21 protein-coding genes are annotated in these 22,602 nt (G+C 66.9%); 18 read left to right on the plus strand and 3 right to left on the minus strand.

Annotated elements, in window-relative coordinates:
• Positions 1 to 5: 5 nt before the first annotated feature.
• Positions 6 to 2,252 (plus strand): PhoX family protein, encoded by a 2,247-nt coding sequence (locus AC3A6B_RS03805; protein WP_487835427.1) that lies wholly within the window; start codon positions 6 to 8, stop codon positions 2,250 to 2,252.
• 17 nt (positions 2,253 to 2,269) lie between these two features.
• On the opposite strand, the gene AC3A6B_RS03810 is transcribed toward AC3A6B_RS03805, so the two are convergent.
• Positions 2,270 to 2,743: an Lrp/AsnC family transcriptional regulator gene (locus tag AC3A6B_RS03810; RefSeq protein WP_487835428.1), complete on the minus strand. Its 474-nt coding sequence runs from the start codon at positions 2,741 to 2,743 to the stop codon at positions 2,270 to 2,272.
• Positions 2,744 to 2,849: 106 nt separating this feature from the next.
• Here AC3A6B_RS03810 and mdeB point away from each other — a divergent pair, with 106 nt between their 5' ends.
• From mdeB to AC3A6B_RS03825, 3 genes are read left to right on the plus strand one after another with little or no spacing between them, the layout of a single operon-like run.
• Entirely contained in the window at positions 2,850 to 5,474 is a 2,625-nt protein-coding gene (gene mdeB, locus AC3A6B_RS03815) for an alpha-ketoglutarate dehydrogenase (protein WP_487835429.1), read from the plus strand.
• 54 nt (positions 5,475 to 5,528) lie between these two features.
• Positions 5,529 to 6,014: a helix-turn-helix domain-containing protein gene (locus AC3A6B_RS03820; protein WP_487835430.1), complete on the plus strand. Its 486-nt coding sequence runs from the start codon at positions 5,529 to 5,531 to the stop codon at positions 6,012 to 6,014.
• Positions 6,007 to 6,711 carry a nucleotidyl transferase AbiEii/AbiGii toxin family protein gene (locus tag AC3A6B_RS03825; protein ID WP_487835431.1) on the plus strand — a complete coding sequence of 235 codons (705 nt, stop codon included), beginning with the start codon at positions 6,007 to 6,009 and terminating at the stop codon, positions 6,709 to 6,711. The genes AC3A6B_RS03820 and AC3A6B_RS03825 overlap by 8 nt, the downstream gene beginning before the upstream one ends.
• Positions 6,712 to 6,745: 34 nt before the next feature.
• Here AC3A6B_RS03825 and AC3A6B_RS03830 read toward each other — a convergent pair whose 3' ends face one another.
• Positions 6,746 to 6,982: a hypothetical protein gene (locus AC3A6B_RS03830; RefSeq protein WP_487835432.1), complete on the minus strand. Its 237-nt coding sequence runs from the start codon at positions 6,980 to 6,982 to the stop codon at positions 6,746 to 6,748.
• Positions 6,983 to 7,222: 240 nt separating this feature from the next.
• Here AC3A6B_RS03830 and AC3A6B_RS03835 point away from each other — a divergent pair, with 240 nt between their 5' ends.
• The 4 genes from AC3A6B_RS03835 to AC3A6B_RS03850 all read left to right on the plus strand — a co-directional run bounded on the left by AC3A6B_RS03835 (position 7,223) and on the right by AC3A6B_RS03850 (position 11,273).
• Positions 7,223 to 8,254, plus strand: coding sequence for a Bug family tripartite tricarboxylate transporter substrate binding protein (locus AC3A6B_RS03835; RefSeq protein ID WP_487835433.1), 1,032 nt, complete (start codon positions 7,223 to 7,225; stop codon positions 8,252 to 8,254).
• 99 nt (positions 8,255 to 8,353) lie between these two features.
• A complete protein-coding gene (locus AC3A6B_RS03840; RefSeq protein ID WP_487835434.1) occupies positions 8,354 to 8,878 on the plus strand; it encodes a tripartite tricarboxylate transporter TctB family protein in 525 nt (174 codons plus the stop codon).
• 12 nt (positions 8,879 to 8,890) lie between these two features.
• Positions 8,891 to 10,420, plus strand: a complete 1,530-nt coding sequence (locus AC3A6B_RS03845) for a tripartite tricarboxylate transporter permease (RefSeq protein WP_487835435.1) — start codon at positions 8,891 to 8,893, stop codon at positions 10,418 to 10,420.
• Positions 10,421 to 10,436: 16 nt separating this feature from the next.
• Positions 10,437 to 11,273, plus strand: coding sequence for a cytidylate kinase family protein (locus tag AC3A6B_RS03850; RefSeq protein WP_487835436.1), 837 nt, complete (start codon positions 10,437 to 10,439; stop codon positions 11,271 to 11,273).
• Here AC3A6B_RS03850 and AC3A6B_RS03855 read toward each other — a convergent pair.
• Positions 11,270 to 11,878, minus strand: a complete 609-nt coding sequence (locus AC3A6B_RS03855; RefSeq protein ID WP_487835437.1) for a Crp/Fnr family transcriptional regulator — start codon at positions 11,876 to 11,878, stop codon at positions 11,270 to 11,272. The two genes, AC3A6B_RS03850 and AC3A6B_RS03855, sit on opposite strands and share 4 nt — an antisense overlap.
• A gap of 153 nt (positions 11,879 to 12,031) precedes the next feature.
• Between AC3A6B_RS03855 and oxc the strand changes: the two genes are divergently transcribed.
• The 10 genes from oxc to pyk all read left to right on the plus strand — a co-directional run bounded on the left by oxc (position 12,032) and on the right by pyk (position 22,597).
• Positions 12,032 to 13,819, plus strand: a complete 1,788-nt coding sequence (gene oxc, locus AC3A6B_RS03860) for an oxalyl-CoA decarboxylase (RefSeq protein ID WP_487835438.1) — start codon at positions 12,032 to 12,034, stop codon at positions 13,817 to 13,819.
• Between the two features lie 25 nt (positions 13,820 to 13,844).
• Entirely contained in the window at positions 13,845 to 15,107 is a 1,263-nt protein-coding gene (gene frc / locus AC3A6B_RS03865) for a formyl-CoA transferase (RefSeq protein WP_487835439.1), read from the plus strand.
• A 23-nt stretch (positions 15,108 to 15,130) separates the two neighbouring features.
• Entirely contained in the window at positions 15,131 to 15,568 is a 438-nt protein-coding gene (locus AC3A6B_RS03870; RefSeq protein WP_487835440.1) for a PAS domain-containing protein, read from the plus strand.
• On the plus strand, positions 15,565 to 16,812 hold the full coding sequence (frc, locus tag AC3A6B_RS03875) for a formyl-CoA transferase (protein WP_487835441.1): 1,248 nt from the start codon (positions 15,565 to 15,567) through the stop codon (positions 16,810 to 16,812). The genes AC3A6B_RS03870 and frc (AC3A6B_RS03875) overlap by 4 nt, the downstream gene beginning before the upstream one ends.
• A gap of 162 nt (positions 16,813 to 16,974) precedes the next feature.
• Positions 16,975 to 17,313 carry an HAD family hydrolase gene (locus AC3A6B_RS03880; RefSeq protein ID WP_487835442.1) on the plus strand — a complete coding sequence of 113 codons (339 nt, stop codon included), beginning with the start codon at positions 16,975 to 16,977 and terminating at the stop codon, positions 17,311 to 17,313.
• Between the two features lie 16 nt (positions 17,314 to 17,329).
• Positions 17,330 to 18,427: an ADP-forming succinate--CoA ligase subunit beta gene (gene sucC / locus AC3A6B_RS03885; protein ID WP_487835443.1), complete on the plus strand. Its 1,098-nt coding sequence runs from the start codon at positions 17,330 to 17,332 to the stop codon at positions 18,425 to 18,427.
• A 1-nt stretch (position 18,428) separates the two neighbouring features.
• The gene (sucD, locus tag AC3A6B_RS03890) at positions 18,429 to 19,328 is read left to right on the plus strand and encodes a succinate--CoA ligase subunit alpha (RefSeq protein ID WP_487835444.1); all 900 of its coding nucleotides are present in this window, start codon (positions 18,429 to 18,431) and stop codon (positions 19,326 to 19,328) included.
• A gap of 24 nt (positions 19,329 to 19,352) precedes the next feature.
• Positions 19,353 to 20,126 (plus strand): fumarylacetoacetate hydrolase family protein, encoded by a 774-nt coding sequence (locus AC3A6B_RS03895; RefSeq protein WP_487835445.1) that lies wholly within the window; start codon positions 19,353 to 19,355, stop codon positions 20,124 to 20,126.
• Positions 20,127 to 20,165: 39 nt separating this feature from the next.
• On the plus strand, positions 20,166 to 21,182 hold the full coding sequence (locus AC3A6B_RS03900; RefSeq protein WP_487835446.1) for a 2-dehydropantoate 2-reductase: 1,017 nt from the start codon (positions 20,166 to 20,168) through the stop codon (positions 21,180 to 21,182).
• Positions 21,179 to 22,597 (plus strand): pyruvate kinase, encoded by a 1,419-nt coding sequence (gene pyk / locus AC3A6B_RS03905; protein ID WP_487835447.1) that lies wholly within the window; start codon positions 21,179 to 21,181, stop codon positions 22,595 to 22,597. Before AC3A6B_RS03900 ends, pyk begins: the two co-directional genes overlap by 4 nt.
• The last annotated feature ends 5 nt before the right edge of the window (positions 22,598 to 22,602 follow it).

Consider the following 22,602-nt stretch of genomic DNA (forward strand, 5'->3'; position numbering starts at 1 on the left):
CGCGCATGACTGCCAAGACCCATAACGAAATCGCTGCGATCGACCCCGACGACATCGGCCACAACTCGAGCTCCAACCCCTCCTTCAACGACCTGATCGCATCGCGCCTGAGCCGCCGCCAACTGTTCGGCCTGGGCGTCGGCACCGCCGGCACCGCGCTGTTGCAAGCCTGCGGCGGTGGCGGCAACGGCGGTGGTTTCCCGGTGCTGCCGCCTGCGCCGGCACCCGCTCCGGCCCCTGCGCCCGCACCAGCGGCAGCCGCACCCAAGCTGGGCTTCACGGCCGTCGCCAAGAGCCTGAACGACGTGGTCAGCGTGCCGCCCGGCTACACCGCCACCGTGCTGTACCGCCTCGGCGATCCGATCGCGGCCGGCGTGCCCGCCTACGCCAACGACGGCACCGATGCGCCCGCCACCTACGACAAGCGCGCCGGCGATCACCATGATGGCATGACCTTCTTCGGCATCGATGCCTCGAACAAGTGGGACCCGGTCAATGCCTCGCGCGGCCTGCTGGCGATGAACCACGAAGCCATCACGCCGCTGTTCCTGCATCCCGCCGGCCAGACCATCGTCGGCACCGGCAACGCCGCGGTGCGCAGCGTCGCCGACGAGGTGCAGCGCGAGTTCTTCCTGCACGGCGTCAGCGTGATCGAGGTCAACAAGGGCGCGAGCAGCTGGAGCTACAAGCAGGACTCGAGCTTCAACCGCCGCGTCCACACGCTGACCGAGATGAGCCTTTCGGGCCCGGCCGCGAACACCGACTACATGAAGACCAAGTTCAGCACCGACGGCAGCAAGACCCGCGGTACGCTGAACAACTGCGCCAACGGCACCACCCCCTGGGGCACCTACCTGACCTGCGAAGAGAACTGGGCCGGCTACTTCCGCCGCATCACCGCGACCGACAACCCGAGCCGCAGCGCCAAGGAAATCGCCGCCTTCACGCGTTACGGCGTCGCCGGCACCGGTCGAGAACTCTGGTCTACCGTTACGCCCGACACGGCCGACAACATCTACGGCCGCTGGAATGCCCAGGTCACCGGCGCCACCGCCACGGACGACTACCGCAACGGCGCCAACACCTATGGCTGGGTGGTCGAGATCGATCCCTTCACGCCCGGCAGCACACCGAAGAAGCGCACCGCGCTCGGCCGCATGGGCCACGAAGGCGCCTGCCTCGGGCCGGTGGTGGTCGGCAAGCCCCTGGTCTGGTACATGGGCGACGATTCGCGCAACGAGTACATCTACAAGTTCGTGTCGACCAAGGCCTGGGATGCGGCCGACGTCAACGGCGGCCTGGCCGCCGGCGACAAATACATGGACGACGGCAAGCTCTACGCCGCCAAGTTCAATGCCGACGGTACGGGTGTGTGGCTGGAGCTCAAGCTCGGCGTCAACGGCATCACGGCGAGCAATCCCGCCTACGCCTTCGCCGATGCGGCCGACGTGGTGATCAATACGCGCCTCGCGGCCGATGCGGCCGGCGCCACCAAGATGGACCGCCCCGAGTGGGCGTCCGTCAATCCGAAGACCGGCGAGGTCTATGTGACGCTCACCAACACCAACGCCGCCTCGCGTCCCATCACGGCCACCGACGCGGCCAACCCGCGCTTCTACAACGACCCCAAGGGCGTGGCCGCGACGGCGCAGACCGGCAATCCGAACGGCCATATCGTGCGCTTCGCGGACGACGGCGGCGACCCGGCGGCCGTGAGCTTCAAGTGGGACGTGTACCTGTTCGGCGCGCGCGCCACGGCTTCGGCCGACGTCAACCTCTCGGGCCTGGTCGCCGACAACGACTTCTCGAGCCCCGACGGCCTCTGGTTCAGCAACGCGACCGCCGGCCTGCTGTGGCTGGAGACGGATGACGGCGCCTACACCGACGTCACCAACTGCATGCTGCTGGGCGCGGTGCCCGGCAGGCTGGGCGACGGCGCCGCCAAGACCATCACCAACGTCGACGGCGCGACCACGCGCCAGCAGGCCACCTTCGTCGGCAAGGCGCCGGGCACCGACGGCCTGCGCCGCTTCCTGGTCGGCCCGAAGGACTGCGAGATCACCGGCATCGCCGAGTCGGGCGACGGCCGCGCGCTGTTCGTCAACATCCAGCATCCGGGCGAGACCACCGCGGCGGCGAACATCGGCAACCCGGCGCTCTTCGGCAGCCATTGGCCCGAGGGCGGCAATGCCCGTCCGCGTTCGGCCACGGTCGTCATCACGAAAAACGACGGCGGTGTGATCGGCCTGTAAGGGCTGAGCGATTCAATTCAAGACGGCGCTGCCGGCAATGGCAGCGCCGTCTTGTATCGCACCTGCTTGAGCGCAAAGCTCGAGCGGATCTTCTCGATGCCCGCAATGGGCGTCAGCTGCTCGAGGATGAATTTCTCGAGCGCCCCGATGTCAGGCAGCGCCACGCGGATCAGGTAGTCGCTGTCGCCGGTCATCAGGTAGCACTCCATCACCTCGTCGTGCTCGGCGATGCGCTGCTCGAAATCGGCCAGCGACTTCTTGCTCTGCGTCTTGAGGCTGATGGAGATGAACACGTTGAGTCCCAGCCCCAGCACGGCTGCGTTGGCCAGTGCCACGTAGCGCTGGATCACGCCCGCGGTTTCGAGCGCCTTCACGCGCGCCAGGCAGGGGGAGGGCGACAGGTGCACGCGGCGTGCGAGCTCGACGTTCGAGAGCGCGCCGTCGCGCTGCAGTTCGTCGAGGATGCGCAGGTCGATCGTGTCCAGCTGCATGAAATGCGTTGAAATGGATGAAAGGCGGCATTCTATGCTGCGATAACCCTGATATAGCCGCTGAAACAGCAGCCCATTCCATCGGATGCGGCCTAAAGTGCGGCTCATGAATGCCCCGATCTCTTCCGGTCAGCTGCGCGCACTGATCGACGTGCCCCTGAACGATCCCGACCCGCAAGAGACCGCCGAATGGCGCGAGGCCTTCGCTTCGCTGGCCGAGGCGCACGGGCCGGAGCGCGCGCGCTGGATGCTCGACGAGCTCGCGCGCATCGCACGCACGCAGCGCATCGGCTGGCAGCCCGAACTGTCGACGCCCTACGTCAACACCATCGCGGTCGAGGCGCAGCCCGCGTTCCCGGGCGACCTCGCGATCGAGGAACGGCTGGCCTCGCTGATGCGCTGGAACGCGCTCGCGATGGTGGTGCGCGCCAACCAGGCCTATGGCGAGCTGGGCGGCCACATCGCGAGCTATGCAAGCGCGGCCGACCTGTTCGAGACCGGCTTCAATCATTTCTTTCATGCGCGGGATGAAGAGCATCGCGGGGATCTGGTATTTTTTCAGCCGCACAGTGCCCCGGGCGTCTACGCACGTGCCTTCCTCGAAGGCCGCTTGAGCGAAGAAGACCTCCGGCACTACCGCCAGGAGCTCACGGCACCCGCCCACGGCGCACGCGGCCTCTCCAGCTATCCGCATCCATACCTGATGCCGGACTTCTGGCAGTTCCCGACCGGTTCGATGGGCATCGGTCCGATCAGCTCGATCTACCACGCGCGCTTCATGCGCTACCTGACGCATCGCAACCTGCTCGATTGCGAAGCGAGAAAAGTGTGGGGCGTGTTCGGCGACGGCGAGATGGACGAGCCCGAATCGATGAGCGCCTTGACGCTGGCCGCGCGCGAGAGGCTCGACAACCTCGTGTGGGTGGTCAACTGCAACCTGCAGCGCCTCGATGGCCCGGTGCGCGGCAACGGCCGCATCATCGACGAGCTCGAAAAACTCTTCGCCGGCGCCGGCTGGAACGTGATCAAGCTGGTGTGGGGCAGCGACTGGGACGGCCTGTTCGCGCGCGACGCCGGCGGCGCGCTGGCGCGCGCCTTCGCCAACACGGTGGACGGCCAGATGCAGACCTTTGCGGCCAAGGACGGGCGCTACAACCGCGACACCTTCTTCGGCCAGAACGAGGAGCTCGCGCGCCTCGCACAAGGCATGACCGACGAGCAGATCGACCGCCTGAAGCGCGGCGGCCACGACCTGGTGAAGATCCATGCCGCCTACGCCGCGGCCGCGGCGCATCGCGGCCAGCCCACCGTGATCCTGGCCCACACCAAGAAGGGCTACGGCATGGGCAGCGCGGGGCAGGGCAAGATGACCACGCACTCGCAGAAGAAGCTCGACGAGCACGACCTCGTCGAATTCCGCAACCGCTTCGACCTGCCGCTTTCCGACGAGCAGGCCGCGCAGGCCGCCTTCTACAAGCCGGCCGAGGACAGCCCCGAGATGCGCTATTTGCGCGAGAAGCGCGCCGCGCTCGGCGGCAGCATGCCCAAGCGCGAGACCGTGTGCGAGCCGGTCGCCAAGCCCGAGCTCGCGGCCTACGCGCAGTTCGCGGTCGCCGCCGCCGGCAAGGAGATGAGCACCACCATGGCCTTCGTGCGCATGCTGGGCAACCTCATGAAGGACCAGGCGCTGGGCCCGCGCATCGTGCCCATCGTGGCCGACGAGGCGCGCACCTTCGGCATGGCCAACCTGTTCAAGCAGGTCGGCATTTATTCGAGCGTGGGCCAGCGCTATGCGCCGGAGGACATCGGCTCGGTGCTCTCGTACCGCGAGGCCACCGACGGCCAGATTCTCGAGGAGGGCATCAGCGAGGCCGGCGCCATCGCGAGCTGGACCGCGGCGGCCACCAGCTACAGCGTGCACGGCCTGGCGATGCTGCCCTTCTACATCTACTACTCGATGTTCGGTTTCCAGCGCGTGGGCGACCAGATCTGGGCCGCGGCCGACCAGCGAGCGCGCGGCTTCCTGCTCGGCGCCACCTCGGGGCGCACCACGCTCGGCGGCGAAGGGCTGCAGCACCAGGACGGCACCAGCCACCTGGTCGCCGCCACCATCCCGAACTGCAAGGCCTACGACCCGGCGTTCGCGGGCGAGATGGCGGTGATCGTCGATGCCGGCATCCGCGAGATGATGGTCCTGCAGAAGGACGTTTTCTATTACGTCACGCTGATGAACGAGAACTACGCCCAGCCCGACTTGCCGGCGGGCGCGCAGGCCGATGTGCTGCGCGGCTGCTACCGCTTCGCGGGCCCGGAGCGCGCGTCAGCCAAAGTGACGCTGCTCGGCTCCGGTGCGATCCTGACCGAGGTCCTGAAGGCGGCACAACTGCTGGCCGCGGAAGGCATCGAGGCCGAGGTCTTCAGCGTCACGAGCTGGAGCGAGCTTGCGCGCGACGGCCGGGCCTGCGAGCAACGTGCGCTGGCCGGCGAAGCCGAGCCGGGCACGCCCTTCATCGCGCAGCAGCTGGCGGGCGGCAGCGGGCCGGTGATTGCGGCGACCGACTATGTGCGCGCGGTGCCTGAAAGCATCCGCGCCTTCCTGCCCGAAGGCCGGCGCTACCTCACGCTGGGCACCGACGGCTTCGGCCGCAGCGACACGCGTGCGGCGCTGCGCCGGTTCTTCGGGGTGGATGCGGCGAGCATCGTAGGCGCAGCGCGCCACGCACTGCGTTGATATGTTTCTCATTCTTGACAAATCACTGATTTTGTCAAGAATGAGAAACACTTTATGCCGCATCCAGGCCCTGAACCCACTACCCAATCCGCCGAGGCCCTGGCCGCCATCGGCGCCACGGTGCGCCGGCGCCGCAAGGACCTGGGCATCAGCGCCGTGGCCGCGGCCGAAGCTGCCGGCATCTCGCGCGTCACCCTGCACCGGATCGAAAAGGGCGAACCTGCGGTCACCATGGGCGCGTACCTGCGGGTGCTGGTGGCGCTGGGTTTGGCTGTGGCGATCCGGCCGCAGGAGGAAGCTGCTGCACCCGCCGAAACGCATCGCCGAGGCTGGCTTCCCGCACGCGTGCGCATCGCCGACTACCCTGGCCTCAAGGAACTGGCGTGGCAGATCCATGGCCCGCAAGAACTCACGCCGCGCGAAGCCTTGGGCATCTACGAGCGCAACTGGCGGCACCTCGACCCCACGGCACTGTCTCCGGCCGAGCGGGACCTCGTCGATGCCCTGCGGTTGGCGCTCGGGAGCGACCCTGTTGTTTGAACGGCCGCACCATCGCCGCGTCGCGCGGGTGCTCCAGGCGCTCGATGGGCCGCGGCTGCGCGAACGGGGTTGCCTGTTCGGCGGCGGCACCGCGATCGCGTTGCGCTTCGGCGAGTACCGCGAGTCGGTGGACATCGACTTCCTCGTGTCGGACCTTGCGGCGTACCGTCAGCTTCGGCAGCAGATGACCGGCATCGATGGACTTGCGACCGTGACACGGGCCGATGCCGTGCCGCTGACGCAGGCCGGCGAACTGCGTGCCGACCAGTACGGCATCCGCACGCGCCTGCAGGTCGACGACCAGCCGATCAAGTTCGAGATCGTGTTCGAGTCCCGCATGGCGCTGCAGCAACCCGGCAAGGCCGATGAACTGTGCGGCGTGCCGACGCTGACGCTTTTGGACATGGCCGCAAGCAAGCTGCTCGCCAACTCCGACCGCTGGCCTGATGACGGCGTGTTCAGCCGCGACCTGATCGACTTGGCGATGATGAAGCCGAGCCTGGCGCTGCTGCGCGATGCCGTTGCCAAGGCTGAAGGTGCCTACGGTGACGCCGTGCGCCGCGATCTGCAGCGCGCCATCGAACGCATGCGCGAGCGCACCGGCTGGCTGGAGCGCTGCATGCTGGTCATGGGCATGGCCGGTACGCAGGCGCAGCTGTGGCAGCGCATCCGCGCCTTGAGGCGGGTGCTGACCTGAGCTGAATACCCACCGGCGCTGGCCGGGGCGCGGCTCAGCGCAGGCCGACGCGCGAGGCCTGCCAGCGCAACGCGGCGGCGCGCGCCGGGTTGCTGGCTTCGATCTTGTTTGCGTCCAGGTGCAGGGCGCGCATCTGCTCGACTTCTTCGATGATCTTGTTCGGATTCAACAAGGCATGAACGAGCACGCTGGCTTCATCGGCCAAGGCCTTGAACGCGCCGGCCAGGCCGCCGAAAGCGTTCGCGCGGGACGATTGGTCGAGGGTAGACATTAGGGAACTCCTGGATTGCAAGATCGAGTTCCGTTCATCTTATAGGGTTTACCCGATTAGAGGGTAAACCCTAAAACGGTCCCGATGGGCCGCCGGTCCGTGGCACGGGCTTACCCGCATACGGAATCTCCGAAAAGTTGACCATGGTCAAGCCGGCTTTGGGCGGCGGCGCGCAGCATTCGCTTCACTGGGATTTCGACTGAGATTCCAAGCAAAAAGAGCAGCCACATAGGAGACAACATGATTCGGAATCTCATTTCGCGCACCCGGGCCTGCGGAGCCAGCCTGGCCACCGCGGCCGTCATGGCGCTGGCGGTCGCGACGCCTGCCTTCGCCGCCTGGGAGCCCACCAAGCCGGTGGAATTCGTGATCCCTGCCGGCACCGGCGGGGGCGCCGACCAGATGGCGCGCCTGATGCAGGGCATCATCATCAAGCACAAGCTGATGAAGGAGCCGCTCATCGTCGTCAACAAGTCGGGCGGCGCCGGCGCTGAGGGCTTCCTCGCGGTCAAGGAAGCCAAGGGCGACCCGCACAAGATCATCATTTCGCTGTCGAACCTGTTCACGACGCCGATGGCCACCGGCGTGCCCTTCAACTGGAAGGACATGACCCCGGTCGCCATGATGGCGCTCGACCAGTTCGTGCTGTGGTCGAACGCAGAGCAGCCGTACAAGAGCGCCGCCGAATACATCGCCGCGGCGAAGGCGGCCGGCCCGAACAAGTTCAAGATGGCCGGTACCGGCTCCAAGCAGGAAGACCAGATCATCACGGTGGCGCTCGAGAAGGCCACCGGCACGAAGTTCATCTACGTGCCCTTCAAGGGCGGCGGCGAAGTCGCGGTGCAGCTGGTGGGCGGCCACGTCAACTCCACCGTGAACAACCCGATCGAGGCGGTCGCCCAGTGGCGTGCCGGCAAGCTGCGCGCGCTGTGCGTGTTCGACGACGAGCGCATGCCCTTCAAGGCCAAGGTCACCGACACGCAGTCGTGGAACGACGTCCCGACCTGCAAGGAAGCCGGCGTGCCGACCAAGTACACCATGCTGCGCGGCATCTTCATGCCCGCCGGTGTGACGCCCGACCAGCTGAAGTTCTATGTCGACCTGCTGACCAAGGTCGCCGACACGCCCGAGTGGAAGGAATACATGGAGAAGGGCGCGTTCAATCCGACCTTCATGACCGGCGACGCGTTCTCGAAATGGCTGGCCGGCGCCGAGGCCACCCACCGCACCTTGATGACCGAAGCCGGCTTCCTGGCCGCCAGCGGCAAGTAACAGCGCGCCGAACGGCGAACGCGACAGCCATCACCCTGCGCGGTGGATGGCGAGGGCGCCGCGTTGGTTTTCATCACACATACACACGATGGGGGCTCCATGGAGCACGACGAGAAATCCGGCGACGCCGCGGCGCGCACGGGCGTTGCCACCAACCTGGTCGAAGCGGCGGTTGCGGCGATCCTGTTGATCATCGGCCTGGGCGTGATCTACGAAAGCCGCAGGCTGGGCGCCGGCTGGACGACCGACGGCCCCGGGGCGGGCTACTTCCCCTTCTACATCGGCCTGATCATCACCATCTCGGGCGCCGGCATCCTGTATCAGGCGCTGCTCGGAAAGCACAAGAAGACCGAGGTCTTCGTCGATTCGGAGCAGTTGAAGCGCGTGATGTCGGTGCTGGTTCCGGCGACGGTGTACGTGCTGGCCGTTTCCTTCCTGGGGCTGTACATCGCATCGGCGCTCTACATCGCCCTGTTCATGATCGTTCTTGGCAAGTACTCGTGGGTCAAGAGCGTCCTTATTGCGCTGGCCGTCAACACGCTCTTCTTCTTCATGTTCGAGGTGTGGTTCAAGGTGCCGCTGTTCAAAGGCGCGCTGGATCCTCTTCGCTTTCTCGGCTACTAGGAGCAACGCGAAATGGAAGAAATCAGCGCCCTGATGCAGGGCTTCGCAGTGATCCTGACGCCGATGAACATCGGCCTGATGTTCGTCGGCATCATCCTCGGCGTGCTGATCGGCGTGCTGCCGGGGCTGGGCGGGGCCAACGGGGTGGCCATCCTGCTGCCCCTCACGTTCACGATGTCGCCGACCTCGGCCATCATCATGCTGTCGTGCATCTACTGGGGTGCCTTGTTCGGCGGCGCCATCACCTCGGTGCTGTTCAACATCCCGGGCGAACCGTGGTCTGTGGCCACCACCTTCGACGGCTATCCGATGGCCCAGCAGGGCAAGGCCGGTGCGGCGCTGACCACGGCATTCACCTCGTCCTTCGTGGGCGCCTTCCTGGCGGTGGTGATGATCACCTTCCTGGCGCCGCTGGTGGCCAAGTTCGCGCTCAAGTTCGGCTCGCCCGAATTCTTCGCGGTGTATCTGCTGACCTTCTGCAGCTTCGTCGGCATGGGCAAGGGCTCGCCCTTCAAGATCCTGGCGTCGATGGCGCTCGGCTTCGCGCTGGCCAGCGTCGGCATGGACACCGTGACCGGCCAGCTGCGCCTCACCTTCGGGCAGCCCGAGCTGATGCGCGGCTTCGACTTTCTGATCGCGGTCATCGGCCTGTTCGGCATCGGCGAGATCCTGCTGTCGATGGAGGAAGGCCTGCAGTTCTCCGGCAAGAGCGCGAAGATCGATCCCAAGGTGGTGCTGCAGACCTGGAAGCAGCTGCCGCAGTACTGGGTGACCTCGCTGCGCAGCTCGCTGATCGGCATCTGGATGGGCATCACGCCCGGCGGCGCCACGCCGGCCTCGTTCATGAGCTACGGCCTGGCCAAGAAGATGTCGAAGAACGGCACCAAGTTCGGCACCGGCGAAATGGAAGGCGTCGTGGCGCCCGAGACCGCTGCGCACGCCGCCGGCACCAGCGCGCTGCTGCCGATGCTGGCGCTGGGCATCCCCGGCTCGCCGACGGCCGCGGTGCTGCTGGGCGGCCTCCTGATCTGGGGCCTGCAGCCGGGTCCGCTGCTCTTCGTCGAGCAGAAGGACTTCGTCTGGGGCCTGATCGCCAGCATGTACTTGGGCAATGTGGTCGGCCTGATCGTCGTGCTGAGCACGGTGCCGCTGTTCGCCTCGATCCTGCGCATCCCGTTCTCGATCATCGCGCCGGTGATCATCGTGATCTGCGCGATCGGCGCCTACACCGTGCACAACGCGATGCTCGACATCTGGTTCATGCTCGGCTTCGGCGTGGTCGGCTACATCTTCAAGAAGCTCGACTTCCCGCTGGCGCCGCTGGTGCTTGCGCTGGTGCTCGGCGACAAGGCCGAAGACTCGTTCCGACAGGCCATGCTGGTCTCGCAGGGCGACGTCATGATCATGTGGGCGAACCCGCTGGTCGGCAGCATCACCACGCTGGCCCTGACGCTGCTGTTCTGGCCGCTCATCTCGAAAGTGATGGCGCTGATCAAGCCAAAAAAGCCTGACGAGTTCGCCGTCGAGCGGCCGGTGGACTGATCGAGGAGCCAACGCCATGCCCGTCATCGCCATGACCCAGGAAATGGGTTCCCTCGCCAAGGACGTGTCGCTGCGGCTCGCCGAGTCGCTCGGCCTGGCCATCATGCGCCACGAGGCCATCGAGCGCGTGGCCGACCGCGCGCAGGTGTCCACCAGCCTGATCGGCCGCCTGCGCGACGGCAAGGCCGGGCTGATGGAGCGGCTCACGACCGACAAGCGCAGCGTCGCCCTCTACACCGCGGAAGAACTGTTCGCGCTGGCCGACCGCGGCAATGTCGTGCTGCGCGGCTGGGGCGCCACCTGTCTGCTGCGTCCGGTGCCGCACGTGGTGTGCGTGCGCGTCACGCGCTCGTTCAAGAAGCGGGTCGAGTGGCTGATGGGCCACCTGGGCACCGACGATGTCGAATTCGCCGAGGCCGAGCTGCGCCGCAGCGATCAGGCGCATGCCTCGCGCATGAACGACCAGTTCGGCGTCACCTGGGGCGACCCGGTGCTCTACGACCTGGTGCTCAACACCGATCGCTTGTCGGTGGAGAGCTGCGTGGAGCAGATCCGCCTGCTGGCGAGCCGCCCGGAATTTGCCGAGACGCCCGAGTCGCGCGCCATGCTCGCCAACATGGCGCTGGAAGCGCGCGTGCGGGCCGCGTTGAAGGAGCATGCGGCGACGCGTGACATCAACATCACGATCAACGCCAGGCAAGGCCAGGTCGCGCTGCGCGGGATCGTGCTCGACAACGAGGAACGGGCGCAGACCGAAAGCGTCGCTGCCGCGGTGGCCGGCGTGCACAGCGTGGACAACCAGCTGAGGCTGATGACCAGCTCGCGGCTGTTCGCCTCGTCCAAGCAGACCTAGATCTTTCCGCGCTTCTTCAGCCGGCTCAGGGTTTCCGCGGAGAGATTGAGATAGGAGGCCAGTTCCTTGCTCGGAATGCGATCCACCAGTTCCGGATGCTTGCGCATGAAGCGGTGCACGCGGCCGGGCGCGTCGAGCAGGTGCAGCGTGATCGTGTGCGCCATGATCTCGCTCATCCCGCGCATGACGCTGAACTCGAACAGCTCCTTGGCGTCGGCATGACCTTTCAGGAACGCGATCCATTCCTTCAGCGGCAAGCTGGCCACGCGCGCCTTGGTCACGCACACGATGCCGTAGGGCGTGGGCGTGCCCAGCCGCAGCGCGGCGTAGCTGGTCTCCATGTCGTTCTCGTCGGCGAAGCGCAGGATCATTTCCTTGCCCTCCGGATTGCTCACCACCCGCTTGAGGATGCCGTCGAGGATGAAGTACTGCTCCATCTCGCGCACGCCCTGGTGCAGCAGGAAGTCGCCCTTGTTGCCGTCGACGATGGCGAGATGGGTTTCCAGTTCGGCGCGGTCGCTCTCGCTCAGGTCCTTGAGAAGGATGTTTTGCCGGAGCTGCGCTCGGATGATGTTTTTCTCCGGGTGGTTTTCCAACAACGTCATGGTTCCCGTCTTGCTCGATTTCGCAACAACCGCCGGTTCACGGCACGGCGCCCGTTTTCCGGAAAGTTGACCGAGGTCAACAGCTGAAAGCCTGGGCCCGAATCATAGTCGTGGCTCGGCCCCCGGCCATTTACCCAAAGCAAAAGGAGAGACATGTCTTCAGTTAGCACAGCCCAGCAGGGAGCCACCACAGCCGACGACCTGGTCGCGCGTGCCCTCAAGAACATGACCGATGACGCGCCGGCCCGCGAAACGACCGATGGCTTCCACCTGGTGATCGACGCCCTGAAGCTGAACGACATCGACACCATCTTCGGCCTGCCCGGCATCCCGATCACCGACCTCACGCGCATGGCGCAGGCCGAAGGCATGCGCGTCATCTCGTTCCGCCACGAGCAGCACGCCGGCAACGCGGCCGCGGCCGCCGGTTTCCTCACGCAAAAGCCCGGCATCTGCCTGACGGTGTCGGCGCCGGGCTTCCTCAACGGCCTGACCGCGCTGGCCAACGCCACCACCAACTGCTTCCCGATGATCCTGATCAGCGGCTCGAGCGAGCGCGAGATCGTCGACCTGCAGCAGGGCGACTACGAGGAGATGGACCAGCTCGCGATCGCCAAGCCGCTGTGCAAGGCGGCCTTCCGCGTGCTCCATGCCGAGGACATCGGCGTGGGCATCGCGCGGGCGATCCGCTCGGCCCTGTCGGGCCGTCCGGGCGGTGTGTACCTCGACCTGCCGGCCAAGCTGTTCGCGCAGACCATGGACGCGGCCGCGGGCAAGAGATCGCTGATCAAGGTGATCGACCCGGCGCCGCGCCAGATCCCGGCACCCGACGCGGTCAAGCGCGCGCTCGACCTGCTCAAGAGCGCCAAGAAGCCGCTGATCCTGCTGGGCAAGGGCGCGGCCTATGCGCAGGCCGACGCCGACATCCGCGCGCTGGTCGAGAAGACCGGCATCCCCTATCTGCCGATGTCGATGGCCAAGGGCCTGCTGCCCGACACCCATGCGCAGTCGGCCGCGGCCGCGCGTTCGTATGTGCTGCAGGAAGCCGACGTCGTGATGCTGGTCGGCGCCCGCCTCAACTGGCTGCTGTCGCACGGCAAGGGCAAGACCTGGGCCCAGGAGAAGGGCGCCAAGCAGTTCATCCAGATCGACATCGCGCCGACCGAGATCGACAGCAACGTCGCGATCGCCGCGCCGGTGATCGGCGACATCGGCTCCTGCGTGGCGGCGCTCCTGGCCGGCGTCGACGGCAAGTGGGCCAAGCCGCCGGCCGACTGGACCGGCGCCATCGCCGAGCGCAAGGACAAGAACCTGTCGAAGATGGCCGCCACGCTGGCCGACCGGCCTTCGCCGATGAACTTCCACAGCGCGCTCAGCGTGATCCGCGACCAGGTGAAGGCGCGCCCCGATGCCATCGTGGTGAACGAAGGCGCCAACACGCTCGATTTCGCGCGCAGCATCGTCGACATGTACGAGCCGCGCAAGCGCCTCGACGTCGGCACCTGGGGGATCATGGGCATCGGCATGGGCTTCGCCGTCGCCGCGGCCGTGGTCACCGGCAAGCCGGTGATCGCCATCGAGGGCGACAGCGCCTTCGGCTTCAGCGGCATGGAAGTCGAAACCATCTGCCGCTACAACCTGCCGGTCTGCATCGTTGTCTTCAACAACAACGGCGTCTACCGCGGCACCGACGTGAACACCAGCGGCACGCCCGATGTGGCGCCGACCGTGTTCGTCAAGAACGCGCGCTACGACAAGCTGATCGAGGCCTTCGGCGGCGTCGGCGTCAACGCCACCACCGCGGACGAGCTGGAAAAGGCCCTGGCCGAGGCCGTCGCCTCCGGCCGGCCGACCCTGATCAACGCCGTGATCGACGAGACCGCCGGCACCGAAAGCGGGCGCATCACCAGTCTGAACCCGGCAACGGCGAAGAAGAAGTAATCCCAGGCAATACAGGAGATAAACCATGAGCAGCAGCAACAAACCACTCAACGGCATCAAGATCATCGACTTCACCCATGTCCAGGCCGGTCCCGCCTGCACGCAGATGCTGGCCTGGTTCGGCGCCGACGTGATCAAGGTCGAGCGCCCGGGCTCCGGCGACGTCACGCGCACGCAACTGCGCGACATCCCGGACGTCGACGCGCTCTACTTCACCATGCTCAACAGCAACAAGCGCTCGCTGACGCTGGACACCAAGCAGCCCGAGGGCAAGGTGGTGCTGGAGAAGCTGATCCGCGAATCCGACGTGCTGGTCGAGAACTTCGGCCCCGGCGCGCTCGACCGCATGGGCTTCACCTGGGAGCGCATCCAGGAGCTGAACCCCAAGATGATCGTCGCCTCGGTCAAGGGCTTCAGCGACGGCCATCACTACGACGACCTCAAGGTCTACGAGAACGTCGCGCAGTGCGCCGGCGGTGCCGCCTCGACCACCGGCTTCTGGGACGGCCCGCCGACCGTGAGCGCCGCCGCCCTGGGCGACAGCAACACCGGCATGCACCTCGCGATCGGCATCCTGACCGCCATCATCGGCCGCCAGCAGACCGGCAAGGGCCAGCGCGTCGCCTGCGCGATGCAGGACGCGGTGCTCAACCTCTGCCGCGTGAAGATGCGCGACCAGCTGCGCCTGGACAAGCTCGGCTACCTGGAAGAGTACCCGCAGTACCCGCACGGCACCTTCAGCGACGTCGTGCCGCGCGGCGGCAATGCCGGCGGCGGCGGCCAGCCGGGCTGGGTGCTCAAGTGCAAGGGCTGGGAAACCGACCCCAACGCGTACATCTACTTCACGGTGCAGGGCCACGCCTGGGCGCCGATCTGCGACGCCATCGGCAAGCCGGAGTGGAAGACCGACCCCGACTACACGACGGCCAAGGCGCGCCAGCCGCACATCACCGCCATCTTCGCGACCATCGAGGACTGGCTGGCGGACAAGACCAAGTTCGAGGCGGTCGACATCCTGCGCAAGTTCGACATCCCTTGCTCGCCGGTGCTGACCATGAAGGAACTGCTGCACGACGAGTCGCTGCGCAAGAGCGGCTCGATCGTCGAGGTGAAGGGCCACAAGGAGCGCGGCAACTATTTCACCGTCGGCAGCCCGATCAAGTTCTCGGATCTGAAGCCCGAGATCACGCCTTCGCCGCTTTTGGGCGAGCACACCGACGAGGTGCTGGCGGAGCTGGGCTACAGCAAGCAGCAGATCACCAATCTGCGCGAGTCCAAAGCCGTCTGAAGCCGAAAAAAGGGAGCGGCGCCGTGCAAACGAATGTGGATCTCCAACAACTCGTCGCCGGCGCCGGTGACGCGATCATGGTCGCGGATGCGCAAGGGGCGATCACGCTCTGGAACGCCGCTGCCGAGCGCATCTTCGGCTACGCCGAAGCCGAGGCGCTGGGCAAGTCGCTCGATCTGATCATCCCGGAACGCCAGCGCGGCCGGCACTGGGACGGCTATCAAAAGACCATGGACACGGGCATCACCAAGTACGGCGCCGACCTGCTGCGCGTGCCCGCCCTGCACAAGGACGGGCACACGCTGTCGATCGCCTTCACGGTATCGATGCTGTTCTCCGAAGATCGGAAGGTCACGGGCATCGTCGCCATCGTGCGCGACGAGACCGCCCGCTTCGCCGAGGAGCGCAAACTGCGCGCCCGTCTGGTAGAAGTCGAGGCCAGATCCAAGGAGACACAATGAGCAAGGCACTCGAGGGCGTTCGGATTCTCGATTTCACCCATGTGCAGTCGGGCCCCACCTGCACCCAGCTGCTGGCCTGGTTCGGCGCTGACGTGATCAAGGTCGAGCGCGCCGGCGAAGGCGACGCGACGCGCGGCCAGCTGCGCGACATTCCCGGCGTGGACAGCCTCTACTTCACGATGCTGAACCACAACAAGCGCTCGATCACGCTGGACACCAAGAAGCCGAAGGGCAAGCAGGTGCTGGACACGCTGATCAAGACCTGCGACGTGCTGGTCGAGAACTTCGCGCCCGGCGCGCTGGAGCGCATGGGCATCACCTGGAGCCACATCCAGGACTTGAACCCGCGGATGATCGTGGCCTCGGTCAAGGGCTTCGGCCCGGGCAAGTACGAGCACTGCAAGGTGTACGAGAACGTCGCGCAGTGCGCCGGCGGCGCCGCGTCGACCACCGGTTTCGAGGACGGCCCGCCCGTCGTCACCGGCGCGCAGATCGGCGACAGCGGCACCGGCCTGCACCTGGCGCTCGGCATCGTCGCCGCCCTCTATCAGCGCAACAGCACCGGGCGCGGGCAGCAGGTGCTGGCGCCGATGCAGGACGCGGTGCTCAACCTGTGCCGCGTGAAGATGCGCGACCAGCAGCGGCTGGAGCGCACCGGCACCATGCACGAGTACCCGCAGTACCCCGACGGCAAGTTCGGCGACGCGGTGCCGCGCGCCGGCAACGCCTCCGGCGGCGGGCAGCCGGGCTCGATCCTGCGCTGCAAGGGCTGGGAGACCGACCCGAACGCGTACATCTACTTCATCACGCAGGGCGCGGTCTGGCCGGCGGTGTGCAAGGTCATCGGCGAAGAGGGCTGGATCGACGACGAGGCCTACGCCACGCCGGCCGCGCGCCTCCTGCACCTGAAGCCGATCTTTGCGCGCATCGAGCAATGGACCATGACCAAGGACAAGTTCGAGGCCATGGAGATCCTCAACAAGTACGACATTCCCTGCGGGCCGATCCTGTCGATGAAGGAAATCGCCGCGGACGAATCGCTGCGCGAGACCGGCACCATCGTCGAGGTCGACCACCCGACGCGGGGCAAGTACCTGACGGTCGGCAACCCCATCAAGATGTCCGACAGCCCGACCGAGGTGACGCGTTCGCCGCTGCTCGGCGAACACACCGAGGAAGTGCTGCGCCAGCTCGGCTACAGCGCGGACGACGTGGCGATGCTGCGTGAAGAACGCGTGATCTGAGCGGGTGCGGACGAGGGCGGGCGACGGATTCTGGCGCCTTCTATCCATAACTCATCACGAATGCATTCAATAAAATACTTTCACTATTAATTATCGATCAGCCATCCTACATTTTGAATATGCCGAGCGAAATCCAATTCACCCGCTGCGGCATTCAATTTCATGGAGAAGCTCATGGTCAATGATTTGCCAATTCAATACTGGAACGACGAAGTCGAGCGCAATGCGTACAACGCCGCGTTCTACGAATTGGGTTTCCGATGGTATTGGGACAGCCCCACTTATTACGAATTGCTGACCAGGATTCCGGATGCCGCCGACCGGATCTGCCACTACCTGAAGACCCGCCAGCCCCACTTGCTGCGCGCGTACGACGAGAAATTCCTGGTCGAAGTCATCCAGCAGAAGCAGGCCGAGCACCGCAAGCGCGGCCCCGCGCCGGGCGCAGCTTCCGGCCATTTCGACTGGGCGGCCGTTTCCGGCGCTCAACTCGACGCGTGAATTCGCCCGCTTGCCAATGAACATCCACGAATACCAAGGTAAGGACGTATTGCGCCGTTATGGCGTGGCGTCGCCCCGCGGGTTTCTCTGCCATACGCCGCAGGAGGCCGAGGAGGCCGCGCTGCGGCTGGGCGGCAGGACATGGATGGTCAAGGCGCAGGTCCATGCCGCGCGGCGCGGCAACGGCGACGGCGTGCGACAGGCCTGGACCGTGCCCGAGGTCCGCAAGCATGCTGGCGCGTTGCTGGACGGCCTCGGCGTGCGGCGGCTGCTGGTCGAGGAGCGCACCGAGGTCCGCCAGGCCTTCTCCATCCAGATGGCGGTAGACCGTGACACGCAGCGGGTCGTCCTGATGGCCTCGGACCAAGACGGCGTCGCCCACAGGGTGTTCGTCGACCCGGCCGCCGGCCTGACGGCAGGCCAGGCGGACGGCATCGCACGCCGCATCGGCATTCCGGGCAAGTCGGTCCCGCAGGCGCGCACGCTGATGCAGAACCTGTACCGCGCCTTCGACGAATGCGACGCGTCGCGCGCCGAGATCGACCCGCTCGTGCTGACCGGCGACGGCCGCGTGATCGCGCTCGATGCCAGGTTCGGCTTCGATCCGAATGCGCTCTTCCGCCAGCCCGAGATCGCCGCGCTGCGTGACCTCGACGAGGAGGACGCGGTCGAGATCGAGGCCGCGAAGTTCGGCCTCTGCTACGTCACGCTCGGCGGCGACATCGGCACGCTGGTGAACGGCGCCGGCCTCGCGATGGCGACGATGGACGCGATCCGGCTCTACGGCGGATCGCCTGCCAACTTCCTCGACGTGGGCGGCGGCGCGACGGCCGAACGGGTGAACGAGGCCTTCAAGCTGATGCTGCGCAACCCGAAGCTGCGCGCCATCCTCGTCAACGTCTTCGGCGGCATCATGCGCTGCGACCTGGTGGCGCAGAGCGTGGTCGATGCCGCGCGCGAGCTCGACCTGCGCGTGCCGCTGGTGGTGCGCATGAAGGGTCGCAACGAGGCGCTCGGCAGAAGCATCCTCGCCGCATCGGGCCTGGCCGTCATCGGCGCGGACGACATGGCGGAGGCGGCCGCGAAGGCCGTCGCCGCCGCACGGGGGCACTGAGATGTCGATCCTCGTCAACAAGCACACGCGCGTGATCACGCAGGGCATCACCGGCAAGGCAGGCCGCATCCACACCGCGGCCTGCCGCGCCTATGGCAACGGCCGCCACTGCTTCGTCGCCGGCGTGAACCCGAACAAGCCCGGCGCGTTCGTCGACGGCATCCCGGTCTTCGCCACGGTGAGGGAAGCCAGGGCCGAGACCGGCGCGACCGTCTCCGTGATCTACGTGCCGCCGGCCTTCGCGGCCGCCGCCATCGACGAAGCGGTCGATGCCGGGCTCGAGCTGGTCATCTGCATCACCGAAGGCATCCCGGTGCGCGACATGATCCGCACCCGCCGGCGCATGGAGGGCGGGGGGACGGTGCTGCTCGGCCCCAACTGCCCCGGCCTCATCACGCCCGAGGAGATCAAGATCGGCATCATGCCGGGCGACATCCACCAGCGCGGCCGCATCGGCGTGGTGTCGCGCTCCGGCGCGCTGGGCTACGAGGCCGTGCACCAGCTCCATCAATTCGGCATCGGCCAGTCGACGGTGGTCGGCATCGGCGGCGATCCGGTCGGCGGGCTGCGCTACGTCGACGTGCTTCGGATGTTCAACGACGACCCTCTCACCGACGCCGTCATCATGGTCGGCGAGATCGGCGGCGATGCCGAAGAGACCTGCGCGCGCTGGATCAAGGAGCACATGCGCAAGCCCGTGGTCGGTTTCATCGCCGGCGCCACCGCGCCGCCGGACCGGCGCATGGGCCACGCGGGCGCCATCGTTTCCGATGGCCAGGGCACGGCGGAAGAGAAGCTGGCCGTGATGCAGGCCTGCGGCATCCACGTCACGCGCAACCCGGCCGAGATGGGAAAGCTGCTGGCGTCCCTGGTCGCCCCCGACTACCTCCCCTTCGACTGAACTCCCTACCGAGAGACACGCGGCATGCAACAAGCACAACGATGGATTCGTTTCGAACGCGCCGGCAAGCCCGGCTTCGGGACGCTCGACGGCCACAAGGTGCGCGAGCATCGCGGCGACATGTTCGGCTCGTCCGAAGCGACCGGCCATGTGTTCGGCCTCGACGAACTCAAGCTGCTCACGCCCACCCAGCCGAGCAAGGTCATCGCCCTGTGGAACAACTTCCACGCGCTCGGCGAGAAGCTGAAGCTGCCGGTGCCGGCCGAACCGCTGTACCTGCTGAAGGCGCCCAACTCCTTTCTCGCCGCCGGCGAGCCCATCCGCAAGCCCTTGTGCGAGGGCAAGGTGGTGTTCGAGGGCGAGCTCGGCATCGTCATCGGCAAGACCTGCACGGCGGTGCCCGAGGAAGCGGCGCTCGACCATGTGTTCGGCTACACCTGCGCCAACGACGTGACGGTGGCCGACATCCTGAACCGCGACGCCTCCTTCGCGCAGTGGGCGCGCGCCAAGGGCTTCGACACCTTCTGCCCGATGGGCCCGGTGGTGGCCACCGGCCTCGACCCCGCGACGCTCACCGTGACCACGCTGCTCGACGGCGCGGCGCGCCAGCACTACCCCATCAGCGACATGCGCTTCTCGGTGCAGCAGCTGGTGAGCCTGATCTCGTTGGACATGACGCTGCATCCGGGCGACGTGATCCTGTGCGGCACCTCGGTCGGCGTCGGCTCGATGAAGCCCGGCAGCCTGGTCGAGATCGAGATCAACGGCATCGGCAAGCTGAGCAACCGCTTCGGCTAGGGCCTGCCGCCCAAGAGATTCAACACTTCAAGGATCGACATGAAGATAGCAGTCATCGGCGCAGGCGCCATCGGCGGCCTGGTCGGAGCCAAGCTCGCATTGGCCGGCGAGGACGTGACGTTCATCGTGCGCGGCGCCAACCTCGACGCCATCGCCACCCACGGCTTCAAGCTGATCGCGGCCGACGGAAGTGAAGAGGTGGCGCGCAACGTCAAGGCCACCGACCGCTACGACCAGGCCGGCGTGCAGGACATCGTCATCCTCGCGATGAAGGCGCACCAGGTCGAAGCGGTGGCGAACGAGGTGCCGAAGCTCTTCGGCCCCGAGACCGTGGTGGTGACGATGCAGAACGGCATCCCGTACTGGTACTTCCACAAGCACGGAGGGCCGCTCGAAGGCACGACGGTGAAGAGCGTCGATCCGCACGGCGTGGTCGGCGCCAAGATCCCGGCGGACCGCGTGATCGGCTGCGTGGTCTACCCCGCATCCGAGCTGCTGGCGCCGGGCGTGGTGAAGCACATCGAGGGCGATCGCTTCCCCGTCGGCGAACTGGACGGCACGTCGAGCGAGCGCGTGAACCGCGTCGCGGCCTGCTTCACCGAGGCAGGCTTCAAGGCGCCGGTGCTCGACAACATCCGCGCCGAGATCTGGCTCAAGCTGTGGGGCAACCTGACCTTCAATCCGATCAGCAGCCTGGCGCACTCGACGCTGGTCGACATCTGCCAGTACCCGCCCTCGCGCGACCTCGCCGCCGCGATGATGCGGGAAGCCCAGGCCGTCGCGCACAAGCTGGGCATCGAGTTCCGCGTCTCGCTGGAAAAGCGCATCGCAGGCGCCGAGAAGGTGGGCAAGCACAAGACATCGATGCTGCAGGACGTGGAGGCCGGGCGCGCGCCGGAGATCGATGCGCTGGTGGGGGCGGTGGTGGAGCTGGCGCGGCTCACCGACACCCAGACGCCGCACATCGATACCGTCTACTCGCTGGTCAAGCTGCTGGCGCGCACGATGGAGGACCAAAGAGGGCGGGTCCGGCTTCATGAAATGGCAGTTCCGTGAGACGCGCCCGCAGCGCCAAGATCGTCGCCACGCTCGGCCCGTCCACCTCGGATGAGCAGGCCATCCGTGCCCTGTTCGAGCGCGGCGTGGATGTGTTCCGGCTCAACTTCAGCCACGGCACGCAGTCCGACCATGCGCAGCGGCTGGAAACCATCCGCGCGCTGGAGAAGGAGTTCGGCCGGCCGATCGGCGTGCTGCTCGATCTGCAGGGGCCGAAGCTGCGCCTGGGCACTTTCGAAGGCGGCAGGGCGCAGCTCGAAGCCGGCGCGCGATTGCGCCTCGACATGGACAAGCGCCCCGGCGATGCGCGCCGCGCGCCGCTGCTGCATCCGGAGATCTTCGCCGCGCTGCAGGTCGACACCGAGCTGCTGCTCGACGACGGCAAGCTGCGCCTGCGCGTGGAGAAGCACGGCCCCGACTTCGCCGAAACCACGGTGCTCGTCGGCGGACCGATCTCGGATCGCAAGGGCGTCAACGTGCCGAGCGTGCTGCTGCCGATCTCGCCGCTGACTGCGAAGGACCGCGACGACCTGGCCTTCGGGCTCGCAATGGGCGTGGACTGGGTTGCGCTCTCCTTCGTGCAGCGCCCCGAGGACATCGAGGAGGCGCGCGCCCTCATCGGCACGCGCGCCTGGATCATGGCCAAGCTCGAGAAGCCGGCCGCGATCGAACACCTGGACGGCATCGTCGCCTTGTCCGACGGCATCATGGTGGCGCGCGGCGATCTCGGCGTCGAGCTGCCGCCGGAGCAGGTCCCGGAGCTGCAGCGCCTCATCGTGCGCGCCTGCCGCAAGAGCGGCAAGCCGGTGGTGGTGGCGACGCAGATGCTCGAATCGATGATCGCGTCGCCGGTGCCAACCCGCGCCGAGGTCTCCGACGTCGCGACCGCGATCTACGACGGCGTGGACGCGGTGATGCTGTCCGCCGAATCCGCCTCGGGCAAGTACCCGCTGGAAGCGGTCGCGATGATGGACCGCATCGTCGCCCGCGTGGAGGCGGACCCGTCCTACCGCAGCGGCATCGACGCCACGCATGCCGCGGCCGAGGCGACCACCGCCGACGCGGTCTGCGCGTCGCTGCGCAACGTGGCCGGGCTGCTCTCGCCGGCCGCGACGGTGACCTACACCTCCTCGGGCTTCACCAGCCTGCGCGCTGCGCGCGAACGGCCAGCGGTGCCGGTGCTGAGCCTGACGCCCTCCGTCGCCACCGCGCGCCGCATGGCGATGGTCTGGGGCGTGCATGCGGTAGTGGTCGACGACGTTCACGATGTCGCCGAGATGATCGAGTGCGCCTGCCGCAGCGCGCGCGACGAAGGCTTCGCGACGCCGGGCGACGACGTGGTGGTGGTCGCGGGCCTGCCTTTCGGACAGTCCGGCACGACGAACCTGCTGCATGTCGCGCGCATCGCGCGCTGAACCAG

It is taken from the genome of Variovorax sp. Soil_C_33 (genome assembly GCF_057656935.1).

What these genes read in the sequence shown, in the direction of transcription:
- AC3A6B_RS03805 (WP_487835427.1), top strand. Translation starts at nt 6, where the DNA reads ATGACTGCCAAGACCCATAACGAAATCGCTGCGATCGACCCCGACGAC.
- AC3A6B_RS03810 (WP_487835428.1), bottom strand. Translation starts at nt 2,743, where the DNA reads ATGCAGCTGGACACGATCGACCTGCGCATCCTCGACGAACTGCAGCGC.
- mdeB (WP_487835429.1), top strand. Translation starts at nt 2,850, where the DNA reads ATGAATGCCCCGATCTCTTCCGGTCAGCTGCGCGCACTGATCGACGTG.
- AC3A6B_RS03820 (WP_487835430.1), top strand. Translation starts at nt 5,529, where the DNA reads ATGCCGCATCCAGGCCCTGAACCCACTACCCAATCCGCCGAGGCCCTG.
- AC3A6B_RS03830 (WP_487835432.1), bottom strand. Translation starts at nt 6,982, where the DNA reads ATGTCTACCCTCGACCAATCGTCCCGCGCGAACGCTTTCGGCGGCCTG.
- AC3A6B_RS03835 (WP_487835433.1), top strand. Translation starts at nt 7,223, where the DNA reads ATGATTCGGAATCTCATTTCGCGCACCCGGGCCTGCGGAGCCAGCCTG.
- AC3A6B_RS03840 (WP_487835434.1), top strand. Translation starts at nt 8,354, where the DNA reads ATGGAGCACGACGAGAAATCCGGCGACGCCGCGGCGCGCACGGGCGTT.
- AC3A6B_RS03845 (WP_487835435.1), top strand. Translation starts at nt 8,891, where the DNA reads ATGGAAGAAATCAGCGCCCTGATGCAGGGCTTCGCAGTGATCCTGACG.
- AC3A6B_RS03850 (WP_487835436.1), top strand. Translation starts at nt 10,437, where the DNA reads ATGCCCGTCATCGCCATGACCCAGGAAATGGGTTCCCTCGCCAAGGAC.
- AC3A6B_RS03855 (WP_487835437.1), bottom strand. Translation starts at nt 11,878, where the DNA reads ATGACGTTGTTGGAAAACCACCCGGAGAAAAACATCATCCGAGCGCAG.
- oxc (WP_487835438.1), top strand. Translation starts at nt 12,032, where the DNA reads ATGTCTTCAGTTAGCACAGCCCAGCAGGGAGCCACCACAGCCGACGAC.
- frc (WP_487835439.1), top strand. Translation starts at nt 13,845, where the DNA reads ATGAGCAGCAGCAACAAACCACTCAACGGCATCAAGATCATCGACTTC.
- frc (WP_487835441.1), top strand. Translation starts at nt 15,565, where the DNA reads ATGAGCAAGGCACTCGAGGGCGTTCGGATTCTCGATTTCACCCATGTG.
- AC3A6B_RS03880 (WP_487835442.1), top strand. Translation starts at nt 16,975, where the DNA reads ATGGAGAAGCTCATGGTCAATGATTTGCCAATTCAATACTGGAACGAC.
- sucC (WP_487835443.1), top strand. Translation starts at nt 17,330, where the DNA reads ATGAACATCCACGAATACCAAGGTAAGGACGTATTGCGCCGTTATGGC.
- sucD (WP_487835444.1), top strand. Translation starts at nt 18,429, where the DNA reads ATGTCGATCCTCGTCAACAAGCACACGCGCGTGATCACGCAGGGCATC.
- AC3A6B_RS03895 (WP_487835445.1), top strand. Translation starts at nt 19,353, where the DNA reads ATGCAACAAGCACAACGATGGATTCGTTTCGAACGCGCCGGCAAGCCC.
- AC3A6B_RS03900 (WP_487835446.1), top strand. Translation starts at nt 20,166, where the DNA reads ATGAAGATAGCAGTCATCGGCGCAGGCGCCATCGGCGGCCTGGTCGGA.